Below are 18977 nucleotides of genomic sequence, written 5' to 3' on the forward strand. Positions count from 1 at the left end.
CTCATATAGCGAGGTCTATTCCTATTGCATAAATGGCGTTCGAGGTATTGCAAACTTCTCGAAAACAGGCGAATGGCTTGTTTTTTAGTAAGGTGCTTTATACCAGGCAACGTACTGAACTCCCGCAGAGGTTATTCAGCAAACGTTTTCGCCATTGTGAAAAGACAATGCTCGAAAAGGAGGCAACGAAAAGATGGTATCAAAAGATATTTATCGATAGGTATTACATTCCATAGCAACTGGACCAATCAATTGAGCGCATGGCTAACATATTGTTTTTTGCACAACACGAGTTTGGCCGCCCTGTACTGCAGACCTTCGAAATCTTTGATTTTTGATTTATGCTAAGCTGGGGGGACCACGTAAGTGGTAATGATCGATGGTTGTGGTGAATGCTTCCGAACAAAATAAATGATAGCGTTCCTCTTTTACTTCACGCGCAATAGGAAGCTCAAGGACGGTAAATTCAGTTTGTACGTAGGTATTGTGATAGATGACATTGAGGTATTCGATTTGGTCATCTGTTTCTTGCGGCTTTTGTTTCTTTGTAAAATCATAAGGGTGGGTGTGCATGACAATCTCACCGGTTGATTTTACCTCTTTGTGCATAAAAACAACACCCGAAATAATAATCAGCGACATTAATACCAATTGGCAAAATGCGATAAGCTGACGTGGGGATTTCGTTGTTTTTCGGTACATAAAAAAGCGTTACTTTTTAGGGTAACGCTTCAAAAATACGATTTTATTTTGTGAGTATTCGTGATCCACTCATTAAAAAATTATAAAGTTTCTATGTGCTAAGCTTAACTTGCTTCCTGATTATTTAATCAGATGATTGTTGTCGTCTGGAAATACAACGGAAGGTTTAAACTTCTTAGCTTCCTCAAAATCCATGTTTGCGTAGGAAATGATGATGACGATGTCGCCAACCTGAACCAGGCGAGCCGCAGCACCATTCAAACAGATAATGCCTGATCCACGTTGCCCTGGGATGACGTATGTTTCAAGACGGGCTCCATTATTGTTGTTTACGATTTGAACTTTCTCGTTAGCGATGATATTTGCGGCATCCATCAAATCTTCATCTATCGTGATACTACCCACATAATTCAATTCCGCTTGTGTGACTTTAACGCGGTGAATCTTGGATTTCATTACTTCTATTACCATGGCGCAAAGGTAGGGCTTTCTGCTGAATTTGAAAGATTTGTCAATTAATTTGACAAATTATTCAGAATCATATTATCAATCAAACGGACACCTTCAACCCAGGCCGTGACAAGTGCGACATGCTGCTTGCTGAAATCGATGTGGTTGACTTCTTTTAACGTTGAACTTTCACATAGCGCAAAGTATTCAACGCTAAGCCCATCGGTGTCTGTTAAAATCTGTAGGGCTTTGTCTTTTATTTCCGCTAGCGGGATAGGGTCATGTATATGATCTTTTACATATTGCAGCGAACGGGAGAGTGCCAAAGCCGTTCTTTTTCCAGCTTCACTTAAGCGCGCGTTTCTAGAGCTCAGTGCTAGGCCGTCTTGATCTCTAATGATAGGACATATCGCCAATTGAATCGCGAGATCCTTCATGGCTATCATGCGTTTGATAACCATGACCTGTTGAAAATCTTTTTGTCCGAAACACGCAATATCCGGTTGTACTAATGTAAATAATTTATAGACGACCTGGGTGACACCTTGGAAATGGCCAGGGCGTTTTTCGCCTTCCCAAATTTGGTCCAGTTCGCCAAGATCGAGATGCCAGGCCTCATTTTTATCGGGGTACATCTCATCAACGCTTGGTAAGAAAAGGATGTCGCAATCGACGGATTCCAGTAATCTGATGTCGTTTTCGATGGGCCGTGGATATTTTTCGAGATCTTTCGGATCGTTAAATTGTGTGGGGTTAACAAAAATGCTGCAAACACGAATATCGCTGATCGGTTTTGCATAATTTAATAAGGATAAATGTCCTTCATGTAAAGCGCCCATCGTAGGGATTAGGGCGATTTTTTGACCTGTTGATCGGGCTTCTTGCAGGTATGCTTGGAGAGATGCTTTCGTTTTGAAAATTTCCACTTTGCTATTTAGTTTTTTGTTGGCAAAGGTGCATAATATTTTGGGAATATAAAACGATGATTAATAGTAAATTGCATAGTAAGTATTTTTTTCGTACCTTTGTAGACCGATTTTACTGTTCGAAAATAATAAATAAAAATAACTGGAGATGGCAAAAACGAAGATATTGTTTATTACTCACGAGATGTCGCCTTTCCTCGAATTAACTAAAATTTCTGAAATTACACGTCAACTTCCACAAGCGATGCAAGAAAAGGGTTTTGAGATCCGGATCTTAATGCCGCGTTTTGGGAATATCAATGAGCGTCGAAATAGATTACATGAGGTTATTCGTCTTTCAGGCTTGAACATTGTTGTGGATAATAATGATAATCCGCTAATTATTAAAGTTGCTTCATTACCTGCGGCCCGTATGCAGGTGTATTTCTTGGATAATGAAGACTACTTTCAGCGTAAAAAAGTTTTTAGTGATGAGCATGGCGAATTCTTTGCAGACAATAATGAGCGTTCGGTGTTCTTCTGTAAAGGAGCATTGGAAACTGTGAAGAAATTAGGTTGGTCCCCTGATGTAGTACACTGTCATGGATGGTTCTCTGCTTTGGTACCGGCTTACGTGAAGACAACGTATAAAGACGATCCTACATTCAAGGATGCAAAAGTGATGTACTCTTTGTTCAATGAAGAATTTAAAGGTACATTAGGTACAAAGTATGCTGAAATGGCGCCCGAGGGCTCCTTTAAAGCTGCGGATGCGCTGGTGTACGGCGATGGTAGTTATGAGGCGATCTACAAAGGTGCTTTGCATTTTACCGATATGGTGGTTGTCGCTGACGAAAATGTCAACACGGAAATAGTTGATTTTGCTCGATCAAAAGATATTCAGGTTTTTGAGCCTAATGGCGATCAGGACTACGATGCTTTTGGAGAAGTATATGATCAGTTTGCGCCAGAAGAAGTAGAAGCTTAAGCTTTACCTTTCGAAGCGTTTCGAAAAACAAACAGACAATAATATAGAAAAAGGCTATTCTCAAGGATAGCCTTTTTTTTATGCGACTCTTTTTCTTCTGGTCGAACCGTTATTTCAATGATTTTCGTTGCGCTACCTGCCAGAAACCTTTTGTAGCAATAAATATAGCTGCGAATTGCTATCTTCGCAGTAATCTGTCAATGATTTTAGCTATTCATACCAGGGAATCTCAGCGAAGATGAATCGGTTTTGATCTATACCTATGCTAGCTTATCAAATAGCATACATTGGCCGATTTAGTGTATATAAATCGCGTGTTTGGGCATATCTTAAGGATGTGAACAGACAGCATAGCTATAATTCGTGTAATGAAAATTAAGGTAGGATTTGGATTTGATGTCCATCAGATGAAAGAAGGTCATCCGTTTATTGTTGGTGGAGTGCAACTGGAGCATCATGCTGGAGCCTTTGGGCATTCTGATGCCGATGTGTTGGTTCATGCGATATGTGATGCCATTTTAGGCGCCGCCAATTTGGAAGATATTGGCTACCACTTCCCAAATACAGATATGCGCTGGAAAGGCATTAGCAGTTTATTGTTATTAAAAGAATGTATGGCGCTGATTGCTGCGAAGGGATATACGCTTGGCAATATTGATGCGATGCTGTGCCTGGAAGCTCCTAAGATAAAACCCTACATTCCACAAATGAAGGTTAAACTGGCTGAAGCAACGGGTTTGGATATCGATGACATCTCTATTAAAGCAACAACAAATGAAACAATGGGATTTATCGGTCGTCAGGAAGGGGTGGTTGCCTATGCGGTTTGCTTGATTGAACGCGCGTAGTTCGCCACAATATTTTCACGTTTAAATTCTTGCTTTTGGCCCAATTAGTAATACCTTTGCCAAAGTAGGGATTCTTGGCACACTATCTGATAGAGTGTGCATTAATGTCTTAATTGAAGTCTTTAAAGATCAAAATGATGCCCTATCCAAGTTTGCAAAATGCAACTGCGGTTGGAAAAATGGTCTCTGCATTGCGGTCTTTACAATGAATAATATTTACGTCTGAAATTTAGTAAATAGATGAAACGAGTATCAAAAAAAAATCAACTTACTGAGGCTGATGTCAAGCGGTATACGTTCAATTTTTGGAAAATTATCGTCGGGATTGTCGCGATAGGTTTTCTCTTTATATTGAGTATACGTCTTGGCCTATTTGGAAAATTACCCTCCTTCAGTGATTTGGAAAACCCCAAAAGTAATTTAGCGTCTGAAGTTATAACGGAAGATCATAAGGTATTGGGAACGTATTATGTCCAAAACCGTTCCAATGTAAAGTATAGTGAATTGTCACCTTATTTGGTCAAAGCATTGGTTTCTACAGAGGATAAACGCTTTTATGATCACTCCGGGATAGACTACTCACGGACATTTACAGTTATCTTTCACACCTTGACAGGTAACAAACAGGGGGGAAGTACCATTACACAGCAGCTTGCTCTGAATCTATTTTCGGATGGACGGCAAAAGAATTTTCTAAAGCGTGTCATCCAAAAATTTCAGGAATGGATTACCGCTGTTCGTTTGGAAAGAAATTATACCAAAGATGAGATTATTACCATGTATTTTAATACGGTAGACTTTGGTGCTTATAATACCTACGGAATCAAATCTGCCGCGCGGACTTATTTCAATACGACTCCGGATAAACTGACGGCGGAACAAGCAGCCCTTTTGGTAGGAATGCTTAAAGGCCCGGGAGCATATTCTCCTGTGCGGTACCCCGAAAAATCACGTACGCGCCGTAATACAGTATTGAACAATATGGTTGCCGCTAATTTTATTTCGGCAGAGGAAGCTACCAAAGCGAAGGAGAAACCACTTGGTTTAGAACTGAAGATTGCAAATTACGGTGAAGGTTTGGCACCCTATTTTAGAGCGGTATTAAAGGATGAAATCAAAAAAGAATTCGCAAAATTGTCCATCACCAAACCAGATGGTACGCCGTATGACCTCGATCGTGATGGATTGAAAATCTATACGACGATCAATATGTCGATGCAGCAATATGCAGAGGATTCGCAAAAAGAATGGATGAAGCAATTGCAGTCTAAATTTTCCGCACAATGGAAAAATAGGGATGCTTTTAAAGGCGACAAAGCCAAACTGCTCATGAGTGGAATGAAGCGCTCTGACCGTTACCGTATTTTGAAAGAAGAGGGCTTGAATGAAGACGCAATCAAAAAGGCTTTCAATGTAAAGGTTCCGATGAATATTTTTACGTGGAAGGGAAGTGTTGATACGATGATGACGCCAATGGATTCCATTAAGTACAATAAACTCATGTTGCGCAATGCGATGATGTCTATGGAGCCGAAGACCGGACACATCAAAGCTTGGGTTGGTGGTATTGATTTTGACCACTTCAAATATGATCAGGTAAAAATGGGTACGCGTCAGGTCGGATCGACGGCGAAACCATTTACGTACGCGGTGGCGATTGACAACGGCTATTCACCATGTTACAGTATTCCCAATTACCAACAAACCTATAATGGGTGGACGCCAAGAGGAAATGCACAAGGTGGGAACCCGATTACTTTAGCGAAGGCATTGGCTTATTCGCAAAACTATGCAACGGCCTATTTGGTACACGAAGTTGGTGCTGCAGAAGTGGCCGCATTGACTAAACGGATGGGTATAACAAGTGATGTGCCTAATTATCCTTCGATCTCATTAGGTGCTTATGAAGCGTCGGTCTTTGATATGGTGGGTGCTTATTCGGCATTTGTGAATCAAGGAACCTGGATTGAGCCAACTGCGATCTTACGTATTGAAGATAAAAATGGTACACCGATCTATGATAAAGCACCAAAGGTCGTAAAAGCCCTAAATAGTGAATCTGCTTATATTATTGTTGATATGTTGAAAAAAGTGGTATCCCAAGGTACGGCGAGACGTATTCAATGGATGTATAAGCTCACCAATCCAATTGGTGGTAAAACAGGTACAACCAACGATAACTCAGATGCCTGGTTTATTGGTATCACACCGGAACTGGTTACAGGGGTTTGGACCGGTGCAGAAGATCGAGGTATTAGTTTCGACAGGATGGAGTACGGACAGGGGGCCGCAGCAGCGATGCCTGTATTTGCGTACTATATGCAGAAAGTATATAAAGATTCAAATCTGAAGTATACCAAGGGCGATTTTGAGCAACCGCAGGGTGGGCTTACCCGTGTCATTGACTGTAATCAGTATTGGGGCGGTGGTGGCTCAGATGTCGAAGATGGATCTACGGATTCAAGCGGTAAAGATGCGACTAAACTAAAAGATGATCGCTTAGGTTTCTAAGTTATTTTAACGATTACCATTGGGCCAGATAATAAATTTTTTCGAGATTTGTTGTCTGGCCTTTTTGCTGAACATGTTTGATATTGGAACGTAATGGACGTATTTGATTATAGAGAAGAATTAAAAAAGATACCACATCGACCGGGAGTCTATCAGTATTTTGATAAAAATAGTGAGCTGATCTATATCGGTAAAGCGAAGGATCTGCGTAATCGGGTCGGTTCGTATTTCGTGAATGAAAATCAGCTGAATGGCAAAACCCGTGTTTTGGTTCGCAAGATCAACCGTATATCTTTTACTATAGTTGATACAGAGATTGATGCTTGGTTGCTTGAGAATTCATTAATCAAGAAACACAAGCCCAAGTATAATGTTCTGTTGAAGGATGATAAAACCTATCCATGGATTGTCATCAAGAACGAACCTTTTCCGCGGGTTTTTTGGACCAGACAATATATCAAGGATGGGTCTCGTTATTATGGCCCCTATCCTTCGGTGGGGATGATGCATATTGTATTGGATCTGATCCGTGAACTATTTCCCCTCCGTACCTGCAATTTGGCTCTCACACAGGAAAACATACGGAAAGGCAAGTTTAAGATCTGTCTTGAATATCAAATTGGAAATTGTAAGGGGCCCTGCGAAGGGTATCAGTCCGAAGACGACTACGATCAGAACCTGAGTGATATCAAGGATATTCTGAACGGAAAGATTGCTGTGGTGACCAATCGTTTAAAGGAAAGTATTGGCACAGCAGCAGCGGCTTTGGATTTTGAAAGGGCACAGTTAATGAAGGCGAAGTTGGATAAGCTGGACAATTACCAGAGCAAGTCGACGGTGGTCAACTCATCCATTACCAATGTGGATGTATTTAGTATTGCTTCAGACGAGGGTTACGCTTTTGTCAATTACCTGAAAGTCATGAATGGTGTTATTATTCAGACACAGACCCTCGAAATGAAAAGGCGTTTGGACGAGAGTGAACAGGAGCTTTTGGCCTTGGCCATACCGGAGATTCGGGAGCGCTTCAAAAGTCTCTCGCGGGAAATTATCGTACCTTTTGAATTGGATATTGAAGAGAACGAACGGATTCGATTTACGATTCCGAAGTTGGGGGAAAAGAAAAAATTGCTGGAGCTTTCCCAAAAGAATGTGGCATTTTTTAGAAAAGAGCGTCTGTTGCAATATGAAAAGCTTAATCCGGATATTCGGACGGAGCGCATCTTAAAGCAGATGCAAAAAGATCTGCGCATGAATGTGCTCCCGCAACATATTGAATGTTTCGATAACTCGAATATTCAGGGGAATTATCCCGTATCGGCTATTGTTGTCTTTAAGGATGCAAAACCTTCGAAGAAAGATTACCGCCATTTTAATGTGAAAACCGTGGAGGGGCCCAATGATTTTGCCACGATGGAGGAGGCTGTTTTTAGACGCTATAGGCGATTATTGGATGAAGATCAGCCTTTGCCGCAATTGATCATTATCGATGGGGGAAAAGGGCAGCTGGGCGCAGCCTTAAAGAGTCTGCGCTTGTTGGGGATAGAACGGAAAGTAACGGTCATCGGCATTGCCAAAAGACTTGAGGAGCTTTTCTATCCGGGTGATCAGTACCCACTTTATTTGGATAAGAAGTCTGAAACCCTCAAGGTCATTCAACATCTCCGGGATGAAGCACACCGCTTCGGAATCACCTTCCACAGAAATCAACGGAGCCGCAAAACCTTTGTTTCAGAGCTGGAAAATGTTCCGGGTATTGGAAAAACAACGGTTGAGAAAGTATTAACTGAGTTTAAATCGGTAAAAAAAGTGAAGGAAGCCTCCGATGAAGAGCTAAAAAAAGTGCTTAATCTGAAACAGATTAAAGCACTTCGTGAATATTTTGCAACGTAAAAATTTAAAAGAAGAATAGTTCGTGCATTCGAGGTCGGTAAAAAAGGTCTCCGTACGAACTTTTCAAAGCGAATTAATCATCGTAACCAAAACGTTTAAGGTAGTTCTTTTTACTTCTCCAGTCAGGAATCACCTTAACAAAAAGTTCGAGGAATACTTTTCCATCGATAAACTCTTCGATATCCTGGCGGGCATAGGTACCGACTTTTTTGATCATTGCGCCTGCTTTTCCGATGATAATATTTTTTTGAGAGTCGCGCTCTACAATAATTTCGGCAGCAATACGAGTGATATTTGCTTCTTCTTTGTATGATGTGACGATTACTTCTGTACTGTAGGGGATTTCCTTATCGTATAGTTTGAATACTTTTTCACGGATCATCTCAGAGACGAAGAAACGCATGGATTTATCCGTTAGCTCATCTTTCTCATAATAGGCTTCGTGAATCGGTAACTTGTCCTTGATGTAGTGCATCACGGCGGCGACATTATGATTTAATTTTGCTGAAATTGCAAAAACGGTATCTGGATTTAATTTTTCCTGCCAAAATTCAATCTTAGCCTTGACCTCTTCTTCCGAAGATTTATCAATTTTGTTGATAAGCACGGCAACAGGGGAATTTGTTTTACGCAATTTCTCCAGGACATCGTTCTCATCGTATTTTTCGTGGATATCTGTCACAAATAAAATAATGTCTGCATCGATCAACGATCCTTGGACAAAATTCATCATCGATTCTTGCAAAGAATAGTTTGGTTTGATAACACCAGGGGTGTCCGAAAACACAATTTGATGGTCTTCATCGTTTACAATACCGATAATGCGGTGTCTTGTCGTTTGCGCTTTGGGTGTAATGATAGACATTTTTTCACCCACTAAAGCGTTCATTAGGGTGGACTTACCAGCATTTGGCTTTCCGATGATACTTACGAATCCTGCTTTATGTGACATTTTTCTAAATTTTATTAGGATTACAAAGAAACAAAATATATCTTTGTACTCCAATTCGGAAGGATCATAATCTTGTTTTTTCAAAAGAAAAAAGCAATTTTGTTCAAAAATATATTGCGGGGTGGAGCAGTTGGTAGCTCGTCGGGCTCATAACCCGAAGGTCACTAGTTCGAGTCTGGTCCCCGCTACTAAAGAAAGAGCCGATTGCAATGATCGGTTCTTTTCAAGACATTTAAGATACATTGCGGGGTGGAGCAGTTGGTAGCTCGTCGGGCTCATAACCCGAAGGTCACTAGTTCGAGTCTGGTCCCCGCTACTAAAAGAAAGAGCCGATTGCAATGATCGGTTCTTTTTAAGACATTTAAAATACATTGCGGGGTGGAGCAGTTGGTAGCTCGTCGGGCTCATAACCCGAAGGTCACTAGTTCGAGTCTGGTCCCCGCTACTAAAGAAAGAGCCGATTGCAATGATCGGTTCTTTTCAAGACATTTAAAATACATTGCGGGGTGGAGCAGTTGGTAGCTCGTCGGGCTCATAACCCGAAGGTCACTAGTTCGAGTCTGGTCCCCGCTACTAAAAGAAAAAAGCCGAGGTGAATATCTTGGCTTTTTTTGTGTCCTAAATCACGCTATAATATCACCTGTCTTTCAGGATTATCTTTTTCCTGCTCGTCTAAATTTCTCATTGTCGACTGTCCTGAGGTTGTTAAAAAACTGTCTTTTGCTGTTAGTTAATCGCTCTAATTTTTTGATAGTGGATTTTACTGTAAAATGTGTGTTTATGCAATCGTTTGTTTAATTGGCGCAATCGATTTCGTTGCTGCTAAATTTTGATATACTGTCATCATCCTTTAGTTTTAGCATTCATGTACCTAAATTTTGATTAGCACGCTAATCAATTTTTAAACTAACTATTAAATATTATGATTTCAAAGATTCTCGACAATCACAAGTTGAGTCTGTTATCATTAGCTTTACTCATTGCAAGTACACACAGCTCGGCTAATGCTAATGGTCTTACGTTTCCAAACAACAATATTTTGTTGAATGACGCGGTTTATCAACAAAAAGTGAATGGAAAAGTGCAGTCTACAGACGGCCCGTTGGCTGGAGCAACCATTAGCGTTAAGGGGAGCGGTAAATCGACATCCGCAGGAGCAGATGGACGTTTTACAATAGATGCTAAAAATGGTGATGTACTGGTCGTTACAAGTGTTGGTTATAAAGCACAAGAAGTGACCGTGACAGGACCGGTTGTTAACATCAATATGGAGTCCAATAGTGAAGCACTCCAGGAAGTTGTCATTGTTGGTTATGGAACACAACAGAAAAAAGAAAGTTTGACTGGCGCTCTTCAGGCGGTTAAAGGAAACAAATTACGTGATGTCACTACGCCATCGGTTGAAAACATGCTGAATGGTAAAGCTGCCGGGGTATATGTTGCCCCAGGAGCCGGTAAACCAGGGTCAAATGGCGGTGTTGTGATTCGTGGTCAGGCAACATTAAGTGGTACGACCAGCCCATTGTGGGTCATTGACGGTGTTATTGTTGGCTCAAGCCCAGGTGATATCAATCCGGACGACATTGAATCATTAACCATCCTAAAAGATGCTGCTTCAACCTCGATTTATGGTTCTCAAGGCGCGAATGGTGTTGTCGTTGTGACAACCAAAAACCCTACTGCATCCAAAACAAGCATTAGCTTTTCTACAAAAATGGGTATCAACCAACTTTCCAATGGACACATGGAAATGATGGATGGTGCTGAACTCTATGACTACTTTGCGTCATTCTCCAATCAAGATAAAATTAAATTTCCACGCTGGAACCCTGAATTACGCAACAGTAATTTTGACTGGTGGAAACTGGCGACAAAAACCGGGTTTGTCCAAAACCACAATTTGTCTATTCAGGGTGGAAATGATAAATTACAGTCTTATTTGTCTTTAGGTTACTACAACGAAGCCGGTGCTGTAAAAGGATATGATTACGATCGTTATAATTTTAGATTACGTACCAACTATAAGCCTTTCGATTGGCTGACCATTAAGCCATCTATTGCGGGATCAAGACGTGCTGTAGATGATCGTCAATATGATGTCAATGCCATGTATGGAAACCTGCCTTGGGACAGTCCTTACGATGCAAATGGAAATTTAGTGCCACATCGTTACAGCGGCTGGGTCAACAACGCAAGTACAAACTACTTGTACGACCTCCAATGGAATCATAGTGCCAATACCAATTATGAATTTATGGGTAACTTAGATTTCGACATCAAATTAACAGATTGGTTGACGTTCTCTTCTGTCAACAATTATCGTTACAATAGTTATTCCGATAGCGGATATCAAGATCCACGATCAAACAGCGGCGAAAGTGTAATTGGTCGTGTGACAGATTATCGCATGGAATTTGCCCGTCGGTATACCAACCAGATTTTACGTTTCAACAAGACTTGGGATAAACATAGCCTGAATGGATTGGCTGCATACGAATTTAACGACTATTGGACAAAAACCTTAGATGCTTATGGAACGGGTATTGTAAATGGTTTCGAGGTATTGGATGTAGTTGCAAAACCAGAGCGAACCAGAGGTGGAATTTCTGAATGGGCAGTACAGTCATTTTTGTCTAATGCAAACTATGCATACGATAATAAATATTTGGCACAGGTATCTTTCCGTCGTGATGGAGCATCCAATTTTGGTACCAATGCAAAATATGGAAACTTCTTTTCAGTTAGTGGTGGTTGGAATATCAATAAGGAAGAGTGGTTCAAGGCTGATTGGGTAGATAATTTAAAACTGAGAGCGGCTTATGGATCGGTAGGTAATAGACCAAGTTCATTATATCCGCAATATAGTCTTTACTCGGTGTCTGCATCATCAAGTTACAATGGTATACCAGGGGCATTAATTAGCCAAATTGGTAATAAAGATCTGACTTGGGAAAAAACCTACACAACTGGTTTTGGGGTTGATGCAGCCTTGTTTAAGAATAGATTGCGATTCAATGTTGATTATTATGACAAGAAGACCGATAATGTACTTTATCAAGTGCCAATCAGCGGTCTAACCGGTGTTACTTCTATCTGGAAAAATATTGGTAAGATGCAAAACCGGGGGATTGAATTGACCATCGGTGGCGACATCGTTCGAAATGACAATGTACATTGGAGCTTGGATGTTAATTTGAGTCACAATGTGAATAAATTGACCGAGCTATTTGCGACAAAAGATGCCAATGGTAACCTTGTTTCAAAACCAATTATCGCAGGTGACGGATCGGGTATCGCTGGATCAGCGCAACGTCTGCTTCAACCTGGTTTTCCGGTAGATACCTATTACTTAAAAGAGTGGGCAGGTGTTAACGTAGATAATGGTTTGCCAATGTGGTATCGATACGAGACAGATGCCAATGGCAATGAAACAAGGACAACGACGTCGAACTATTCCAATGCAACCTTCCGTAATGTAGGAAAAGGAAATCCGGATCTTTTTGGCGGTTTCAGTACGGCTTTAAGTTATAAGCAGTTTGACCTGAATGCCGTGTTCGGTTTCTCCTTGGGGGGTAAATTATATAATTACTCGCGTCAGGAATTTGATTCGGATGGAACCTATACGGATCGTAACCAGATGAAGTTACAGGATGGTTGGAGCCGTTGGGAAAAACCTGGCGATGTTGCCACTCACCCGATTGCAAGATACGACAACCAAGATAAAGGTAATTCACCTTCAACACGCTTTTTAGAAAGTAACAATTTCTTGAAAATGAGATCGCTGACCTTAGGGTACAACTTTGATTTAAAGAAATATAACATCAAAAATTTACGTGTATTCTTAGCTGGGGAGAATTTGTTTACGATTACAAACTATTCGGGTGTTGATCCGGAGCTTCCATTGACTGAGCCAGATGGCAAAGGCGGCGGCGGTCAAATGATTCGATCTACCGGAGTTTCTGTCTATCCTATGGTTCGCAAATACATGTTCGGCGCAAGCGTAACATTTTAATTTTAACGTTTAGAAAATCAACAATGAAAAAGATATTAATAGGACTTTTGATCGCAACGGCAGTATCCTCCTGCGATATAGATCGTCTTCCTTATACTTCGATGGACGAAGAGAATATTGTGAGTAATCCTGATGCCATGGTAACAGGTACTTATGCGCAGTTAAAAGCTTGGTCCGACCCAATGCACCGTCTTGGTGAATACGCTGGTGATAATATGATGATCCGCGGGTCATCGACAGACGCGTTTTACGAATTTATCTCCTATGCGAGAACACCTAATAATTACCGTTTGCAGAACTTCTGGGATAGCGGTTATAAAGCTATCGCGCAATCTTCGAACGTCATTAAGATGTTTGCTGAAGGTCAAAGTGAAGAGATGGATAATAAGTTGGGTGAATGTTATTACATCCGTGGAATGATGTATTTTTACCTTTGCCGTGCGTTCGGGAAGCCTTATTACCAAAGTCCCGAGACAAACTTGGGTGTTCCAATTGTCAACGGTACACCTGAAGATGTATTCAATGATTTGAACTTGCCAGACCGTGCGTCTGTAAAAGATACTTATGCGCAAGCGATCAGTGATCTGAAAAAAGCAGAAGCTTTATTGAAGATCGATAAGGGGGCAGTGTATGCTTCAAAGGGGGCGGCACAAGCAATGCTTTCCCGTATATACCTGTATATGAGCGGCACGTATAAAAATCCAAATGCAGAATATGCACGTCTTTCTGTAGAATACGCAGACAAGGTGATTAATTCAGGTAAATATGTCCTATTGGCTCGTGAGCAATTCATGAAATACAATACCTTTAGACCAGAAGATAACAAAGAGACGATCTTTGCGGTGAAACGTGTCGCTTCTGAATTTTCAGGTGATGATCACTATTATGGTATTGGTGGTATGTACTCCAATATCGGTGGTATGGGCTGGGGCGAGATGTATTCCAGTGCCAAGTACATAGATTTATTAAATGAAACAGGTCGCAATGACTGGAGACCTGATCATTATACGATTGTCGATGCACGTGCGGCCTTTATTGAACCTACTTATTCCAAAGATAAGGCCGGCAAATACTCAACTGTGTTTCGATTTATCAAACAAGATGTACCCAAAAATGCAGGCGATCCGGTTACGCTAAGCTATGTACAGGCTCCTGCTACCATAAACGGGAATACCGTGACTTGTAAAGATGGTGATAATGTCTATACATTAACTGCTGTCAATGCTGCACAACAAACCTATAAAATTGCCTATGCAGATGGTAAAACATATACAGGTATGATTGATTACTATATTTCCTTGAACCGGGCTTATCCACAATTTTATATTGTGAAATGCTCACGTGAAGGTGAGGAGTCTCAACTGCACTCCCCTGTAATCAGCCGCTTGGGTGAAATTTATTTAAACCGCGCAGAGGCTAATGCAAAATTAGGTAATTATGGTGCAGCGCTAAATGATTTAAATACCATCAGAAATCGATCTATTGTCAATGGTGGATATACTTCAATTGATGCGGCCAGTGCAAGCAAACTGATTGACAAAGAGCGTCAGTTGGAATTGGCTTATCAGGCTGAACGCAGCTACGATGTGTTCCGTAACGGAGACCCGTTAAACCGTACATATCCGGGGCCACAGAAACAATTTGAAGATATTCTACCAACAGATTTTAGAGTAACTTATTTTATTCCTCAGGATGCGATCAATTCATATCCGGGCAAATTGACTCAGAATCCAACGTCTAACTAGGCGAATATTGATAATTTAAACCCTATAAATGGCTTTACTTCACGGTAAAGCCATTTTTGTTTTTGTGTCGCGATAATCCCTTTCGAATCCGTATCTTTGTTCCCTTAAGTATATTTTTAGCATAAAAGTGCCGCCTGCTGTGATAGTGGGTGGATCAAATAAAATAAATATGGCAAATATTGTTGCAATTGTTGGTCGTCCAAATGTTGGTAAATCTACCTTATTCAATCGTCTTACAGAAAGTAGAAAAGCGATTGTTGATGACTTTAGCGGGGTGACGCGCGACCGTCATTATGAAACAGCCGAGTGGATCGGAAAGAAATTTACAGTAATTGATACAGGTGGTTTTGTACATGGTTCGGATGATGTCTTTGAAGAGGCTATTCGCGATCAGGTTTATATCGCTATTGAAGAAGCTTCAGTCGTTATATTCATGGTGGATGTCACAACTGGTATTACCGACTTGGATGACGAAATCGCTGATATTCTGAGAAGAAGCTCCAAACCTGTGTATGTAGTGGCCAATAAAGTCGATCACGCGAAATTGCATCATGAATCGGCAGAGTTTTATGCCTTTGGTTTAGGAGAGGTCTTCAATATCTCGTCAGCTACAGGATCGGGTACAGGTGAACTGTTGGATGCTGTGGTTTCTCATTTCGAAGTGGAGGAGGAAGAAGAAGAATCCTTACCTAAATATACCATCGTAGGCCGCCCGAATGTAGGTAAATCTTCTTTGACAAATGCTTTGATCGGTAAAGATCGCAACATTGTAACGCCAATGGCAGGGACAACACGTGATTCAATCCGTATACATTACAATCAATATGGACATAACTTTTTATTGATCGATACTGCAGGTCTTCGTCGTAAGTCCAAAGTAAATGAAGATATTGAGTTTTATTCGGTGATGCGTACCATCAAAGCCTTGGAAGATTCTGATGTGACGATTTTAATGTTGGATGCACAGGATGGATTAGAAGCGCAGGATGTTAATATTTTCAACCTGGCAGAGAAGAACCGTAAAGGTATCGTAATTGTTGTCAATAAGTGGGATTTGATCGAAAAGGACAACAAAACAATGAAGGCTTTTGAAGATCGCATCAAAGAGAAAATAGCACCATTTACAGATGTGCCTATTATCTTTACTTCCGTAACTGAAAAACAACGTGTTCTTAAGGTGTTGGAAGTTGCCGACAAGGTATATGCCAACAAAACCAAAAAGATCCCTACTTCCAAATTGAATGAAGTGATGTTGGATATTATCGAGAATTATCCACCGCCATCCTTAAAGGGTAAATATATCAAAATTAAATATGCAACACAGTTGCCAGGACGGACACCGATGTTTGCATTCTTCTGTAATCTGCCACAATACATCAAAGATCCGTACAAACGTTTTATTGAAAACAAATTGCGTGAGAACTTTGACTTTACAGGTGTGCCAATTCAAATATATTTCAGACAAAAATAGATTTCCAAGCAGCGATTAAACATGGACCATAATCTCTATTTATACAATACGCTTTCGCGAACAAAAGAAAAATTCGAACCTATTCATCCCAATCTTGTTGGTATGTATGTATGTGGGCCCACAGTGTACAGTGATGTGCATTTGGGGAACTGTCGGACGTTTGTGTCTTTTGATTTGATTTTTAGATACTTGCGTCACCTTGGTTATAAAGTGCGTTATGTGCGCAATATTACCGATGCGGGACACTTGGAAGGCGATCGTGATGAAGGGGATGATAAATTTGCAAAAAAAGCAAAATTGGAACAATTGGAACCGATGGAAATTGTTCAAAAGTATACGATAGGTTTTCATGACGTATTGCGTCTTTTCAATACGTTGCCGCCCAGTATTGAGCCTACTGCGACAGGACATATTTCCGAGCAGATTGAAATGATCGAACAGATTATGGAGAATGGCTATGCCTATGAGCGCAACGGTACAGTCTATTTTGATGTTGAAAAATACGTTGAAACATACGATTATACGATATTGACCAATCGTAAATTGGAGGATATGCTCAATAATACCCGTGAATTGAGCGGTCAGGATGAGAAAAAGGGACGTTTGGATTTTGCCTTATGGATCAAAGCAAAACCTGAAACGATTATGCGTTGGCCTGCACCTTGGAGTGTTGGCTTCCCAGGTTGGCATATTGAATGTTCGGCCATGAGCAGAAAGTACTTAGGTGATCAGTTTGATATTCATGGCGGTGGAATGGATTTGGCAGCTACACATCATACCAATGAAATTGCACAATCAGAAGCATGTAACCATACGAGCCCTGCCAAATATTGGATGCACACGAATATGTTGACTGTAAATGGTGCGCGTATGTCCAAATCTGCCGGAAATGGATTTTTACCGGGCGAACTATTTACTGGAAATCATCCCTTATTGAATAGAGGTTATTCGCCGATGGCCGTACGATTCTTTATGTTGCAGGCACATTATAGAAGTACGCTGGATTTCTCCAATGAGGCTTTGGATGCGGCCGACAAGGGGTATAAAAGACTCATGACTGCGATCAGTCTTTTAGACAAATTGAAGGTGTCGAAAGGTGCTGATTCATTCAATTTAGCTGAAATCCGCCGCAAGTGTTACGCAGCTATGGATGACGATTTTAATAGTCCTGTACTCATTGCCGAATTGTTTGAAATAGTACGTATCATCAACTCGATTTATGATGGTAAAGCGAAAGTAACAGCTGAGGGATTGGAAGGTCTTCAAGTATTCATGAAAGAATTTGTTGAGGATATCCTAGGGCTTAGAAACGATCAGACTTCAGCATCCGATGATATCGATGACGTCATGAATCTGGTCATTAAACTACGTAATGAAGCCAAAGCAAATAAAGACTTCGTCACCTCTGACCGTATTCGTGATGAGCTTAATTCTATTGGAATTCAATTGAAAGATAGCAAAGAAGGAACACTTTGGAATAAGATTTGATAGATAAGAAATCGAATTTATAAAAGAGGAATAAAATGGAATATTCCTATTGGGAAAACACATTATCGTGGAAACCAATGGATATTCCATGTAACCTTTAAAAGAAAGATCAATTTGCATATGAATTTTTGGAATAGGCTATCCGTCGTCGCATTCATGAGTGTTGCTGGTACAACACTTTATGCGCAGATACCTGAGAAAGTTGGAAGCCTATTGCAGGCCGATAAGGATGCTGCTGCACTGGCTAAAGCCTCTACACCGCATCAAGCGTTTCTTTCGATCATTGATAAGGAATCTACGTTTTATGTCCCATCGGCAGTAAATGCTTATAACTATCTTAATAATAGACCAAATATTCCCGATGTCTTAAATTGGCAACCTACGTTTGCGTTGATTGCTAAAAGTCAGGAGTTTGGTGTGACTTCGGGGTCTATGGACTTTCAGAAAGTAGGTGCAAGATTGCGTCATGGAGAATACTTGACTGTCTGGAAACGCAACAAAAAGGGTAAGTGGCTGGTCGATATTCGGGCCGAAGTTGAAAACAACGGGAAGGATGGGGAATTTGATCTTGAATATATCGAACCTACCGATTCGTGGTATCTGAAGCATCGCTCTAAAGTGCGATTAAATCAGCGTGAAGATATTGTCCTGGAAACAGACAAATTGATGTCAACAGTTCTGAAGGCCGATAACCCAACCGCATATAAGGAGTTTTTAAGCGAGGATGTCCGCTTTTTGTTCCCTTGGACCAGTCCGATGGAAGGAAAGGCCACAATGATGGCTTATCTCAAAAAACAGCGGATGACGATAGAAACAGTCCCGGAAGAAGTAAAACGTTCGTATAGTGGCGATTTTGCCTATACAAAAGGAACTGCAACGGTACGACAAAAGGATAAGGTGGTGAAGTATAATTATATTCGTATCTGGCAACTGAGCGAATTGGCGAAGGATGATGTGAAGAAAGCGAACTGGAATATTCTGATCGAGATGATGTTTGAGAAATAGCATGACG

General features: G+C 40.8%; 13 protein-coding genes and 4 tRNA genes. 13 read left to right on the forward strand and 4 right to left on the reverse strand.

The annotated features are described in order from the left end of the window. Positions 1-339 precede the first annotated feature (339 nt). From B3E92_RS16285 to panC, 3 genes are all read right to left on the reverse strand, one after another. The gene (locus B3E92_RS16285) at positions 340-702 is read right to left on the reverse strand and encodes a hypothetical protein (protein WP_145327559.1); all 363 of its coding nucleotides are present in this window, start codon (positions 700-702) and stop codon (positions 340-342) included. Between the two features lie 120 nt (positions 703-822). Beyond that, a complete protein-coding gene (gene panD / locus B3E92_RS16290; protein ID WP_115046550.1) occupies positions 823-1173 on the reverse strand; it encodes an aspartate 1-decarboxylase in 351 nt (116 codons plus the stop codon). A 44-nt stretch (positions 1174-1217) separates the two neighbouring features. Continuing rightward, positions 1218-2078, reverse strand: a complete 861-nt coding sequence (gene panC / locus B3E92_RS16295; protein ID WP_201667161.1) for a pantoate--beta-alanine ligase — start codon at positions 2076-2078, stop codon at positions 1218-1220. 148 nt (positions 2079-2226) lie between these two features. Here panC and B3E92_RS16300 point away from each other — a divergent pair, with 148 nt between their 5' ends. The 4 genes from B3E92_RS16300 (at position 2227) to uvrC (ending at position 8297) form a co-directional block, all read left to right on the forward strand. Next, entirely contained in the window at positions 2227-3045 is an 819-nt protein-coding gene (locus tag B3E92_RS16300; RefSeq protein WP_286709682.1) for a glycogen/starch synthase, read from the forward strand. A 368-nt stretch (positions 3046-3413) separates the two neighbouring features. After that, positions 3414-3893: a 2-C-methyl-D-erythritol 2,4-cyclodiphosphate synthase gene (gene ispF / locus B3E92_RS16305; RefSeq protein ID WP_070570337.1), complete on the forward strand. Its 480-nt coding sequence runs from the start codon at positions 3414-3416 to the stop codon at positions 3891-3893. Positions 3894-4133: 240 nt separating this feature from the next. Continuing rightward, positions 4134-6404, forward strand: a complete 2271-nt coding sequence (locus B3E92_RS16310; RefSeq protein WP_286709681.1) for a penicillin-binding protein 1A — start codon at positions 4134-4136, stop codon at positions 6402-6404. A gap of 93 nt (positions 6405-6497) precedes the next feature. Then, positions 6498-8297 carry an excinuclease ABC subunit UvrC gene (gene uvrC, locus B3E92_RS16315; RefSeq protein ID WP_115046553.1) on the forward strand — a complete coding sequence of 600 codons (1800 nt, stop codon included), beginning with the start codon at positions 6498-6500 and terminating at the stop codon, positions 8295-8297. A 73-nt stretch (positions 8298-8370) separates the two neighbouring features. Here uvrC and era read toward each other — a convergent pair whose 3' ends face one another. Next, complete coding sequence (gene era, locus B3E92_RS16320) at positions 8371-9249, reverse strand: GTPase Era (protein ID WP_070570335.1); 879 nt, start codon at positions 9247-9249, stop codon at positions 8371-8373. A gap of 115 nt (positions 9250-9364) precedes the next feature. On the opposite strand from era, the gene B3E92_RS16325 reads away from it, so the two are divergent. From B3E92_RS16325 to B3E92_RS16365, 9 genes are all read left to right on the forward strand, one after another. Continuing rightward, positions 9365-9437: transfer RNA gene (locus B3E92_RS16325), tRNA-Met, on the forward strand. Between the two features lie 55 nt (positions 9438-9492). Further along, positions 9493-9565 (forward strand) — tRNA-Met (locus tag B3E92_RS16330). A 56-nt stretch (positions 9566-9621) separates the two neighbouring features. Further along, a tRNA-Met gene (locus tag B3E92_RS16335) sits at positions 9622-9694 on the forward strand. A 55-nt stretch (positions 9695-9749) separates the two neighbouring features. Then, positions 9750-9822 (forward strand) — tRNA-Met (locus tag B3E92_RS16340). A gap of 349 nt (positions 9823-10171) precedes the next feature. Continuing rightward, positions 10172-13261 (forward strand): SusC/RagA family TonB-linked outer membrane protein, encoded by a 3090-nt coding sequence (locus tag B3E92_RS16345; RefSeq protein ID WP_083296082.1) that lies wholly within the window; start codon positions 10172-10174, stop codon positions 13259-13261. 23 nt (positions 13262-13284) lie between these two features. After that, on the forward strand, positions 13285-15006 hold the full coding sequence (locus B3E92_RS16350; RefSeq protein ID WP_286897549.1) for a RagB/SusD family nutrient uptake outer membrane protein: 1722 nt from the start codon (positions 13285-13287) through the stop codon (positions 15004-15006). 169 nt (positions 15007-15175) lie between these two features. After that, on the forward strand, positions 15176-16477 hold the full coding sequence (gene der, locus B3E92_RS16355; RefSeq protein ID WP_070569188.1) for a ribosome biogenesis GTPase Der: 1302 nt from the start codon (positions 15176-15178) through the stop codon (positions 16475-16477). Positions 16478-16498: 21 nt separating this feature from the next. Then, the gene (gene cysS, locus B3E92_RS16360) at positions 16499-17965 is read left to right on the forward strand and encodes a cysteine--tRNA ligase (RefSeq protein WP_075994298.1); all 1467 of its coding nucleotides are present in this window, start codon (positions 16499-16501) and stop codon (positions 17963-17965) included. A gap of 120 nt (positions 17966-18085) precedes the next feature. Further along, positions 18086-18970, forward strand: a complete 885-nt coding sequence (locus tag B3E92_RS16365; protein WP_070569123.1) for a DUF4440 domain-containing protein — start codon at positions 18086-18088, stop codon at positions 18968-18970. The last annotated feature ends 7 nt before the right edge of the window (positions 18971-18977 follow it).

It is taken from the genome of Sphingobacterium sp. UBA6317, from assembly GCF_002440385.1.
In the GTDB taxonomy this organism is placed as follows: Bacteria; Bacteroidota; Bacteroidia; order Sphingobacteriales; family Sphingobacteriaceae; genus Sphingobacterium; species Sphingobacterium multivorum.

What these genes read in the sequence shown, in the direction of transcription:
- panD (WP_115046550.1), bottom strand. Translation starts at nt 1,173, where the DNA reads ATGGTAATAGAAGTAATGAAATCCAAGATTCACCGCGTTAAAGTCACA.
- B3E92_RS16350 (WP_286897549.1), top strand. Translation starts at nt 13,285, where the DNA reads ATGAAAAAGATATTAATAGGACTTTTGATCGCAACGGCAGTATCCTCC.
- ispF (WP_070570337.1), top strand. Translation starts at nt 3,414, where the DNA reads ATGAAAATTAAGGTAGGATTTGGATTTGATGTCCATCAGATGAAAGAA.
- B3E92_RS16310 (WP_286709681.1), top strand. Translation starts at nt 4,134, where the DNA reads ATGAAACGAGTATCAAAAAAAAATCAACTTACTGAGGCTGATGTCAAG.
- B3E92_RS16300 (WP_286709682.1), top strand. Translation starts at nt 2,227, where the DNA reads ATGGCAAAAACGAAGATATTGTTTATTACTCACGAGATGTCGCCTTTC.
- der (WP_070569188.1), top strand. Translation starts at nt 15,176, where the DNA reads ATGGCAAATATTGTTGCAATTGTTGGTCGTCCAAATGTTGGTAAATCT.
- B3E92_RS16345 (WP_083296082.1), top strand. Translation starts at nt 10,172, where the DNA reads ATGATTTCAAAGATTCTCGACAATCACAAGTTGAGTCTGTTATCATTA.
- cysS (WP_075994298.1), top strand. Translation starts at nt 16,499, where the DNA reads ATGGACCATAATCTCTATTTATACAATACGCTTTCGCGAACAAAAGAA.
- era (WP_070570335.1), bottom strand. Translation starts at nt 9,249, where the DNA reads ATGTCACATAAAGCAGGATTCGTAAGTATCATCGGAAAGCCAAATGCT.
- B3E92_RS16365 (WP_070569123.1), top strand. Translation starts at nt 18,086, where the DNA reads ATGAATTTTTGGAATAGGCTATCCGTCGTCGCATTCATGAGTGTTGCT.
- B3E92_RS16285 (WP_145327559.1), bottom strand. Translation starts at nt 702, where the DNA reads ATGTACCGAAAAACAACGAAATCCCCACGTCAGCTTATCGCATTTTGC.
- uvrC (WP_115046553.1), top strand. Translation starts at nt 6,498, where the DNA reads ATGGACGTATTTGATTATAGAGAAGAATTAAAAAAGATACCACATCGA.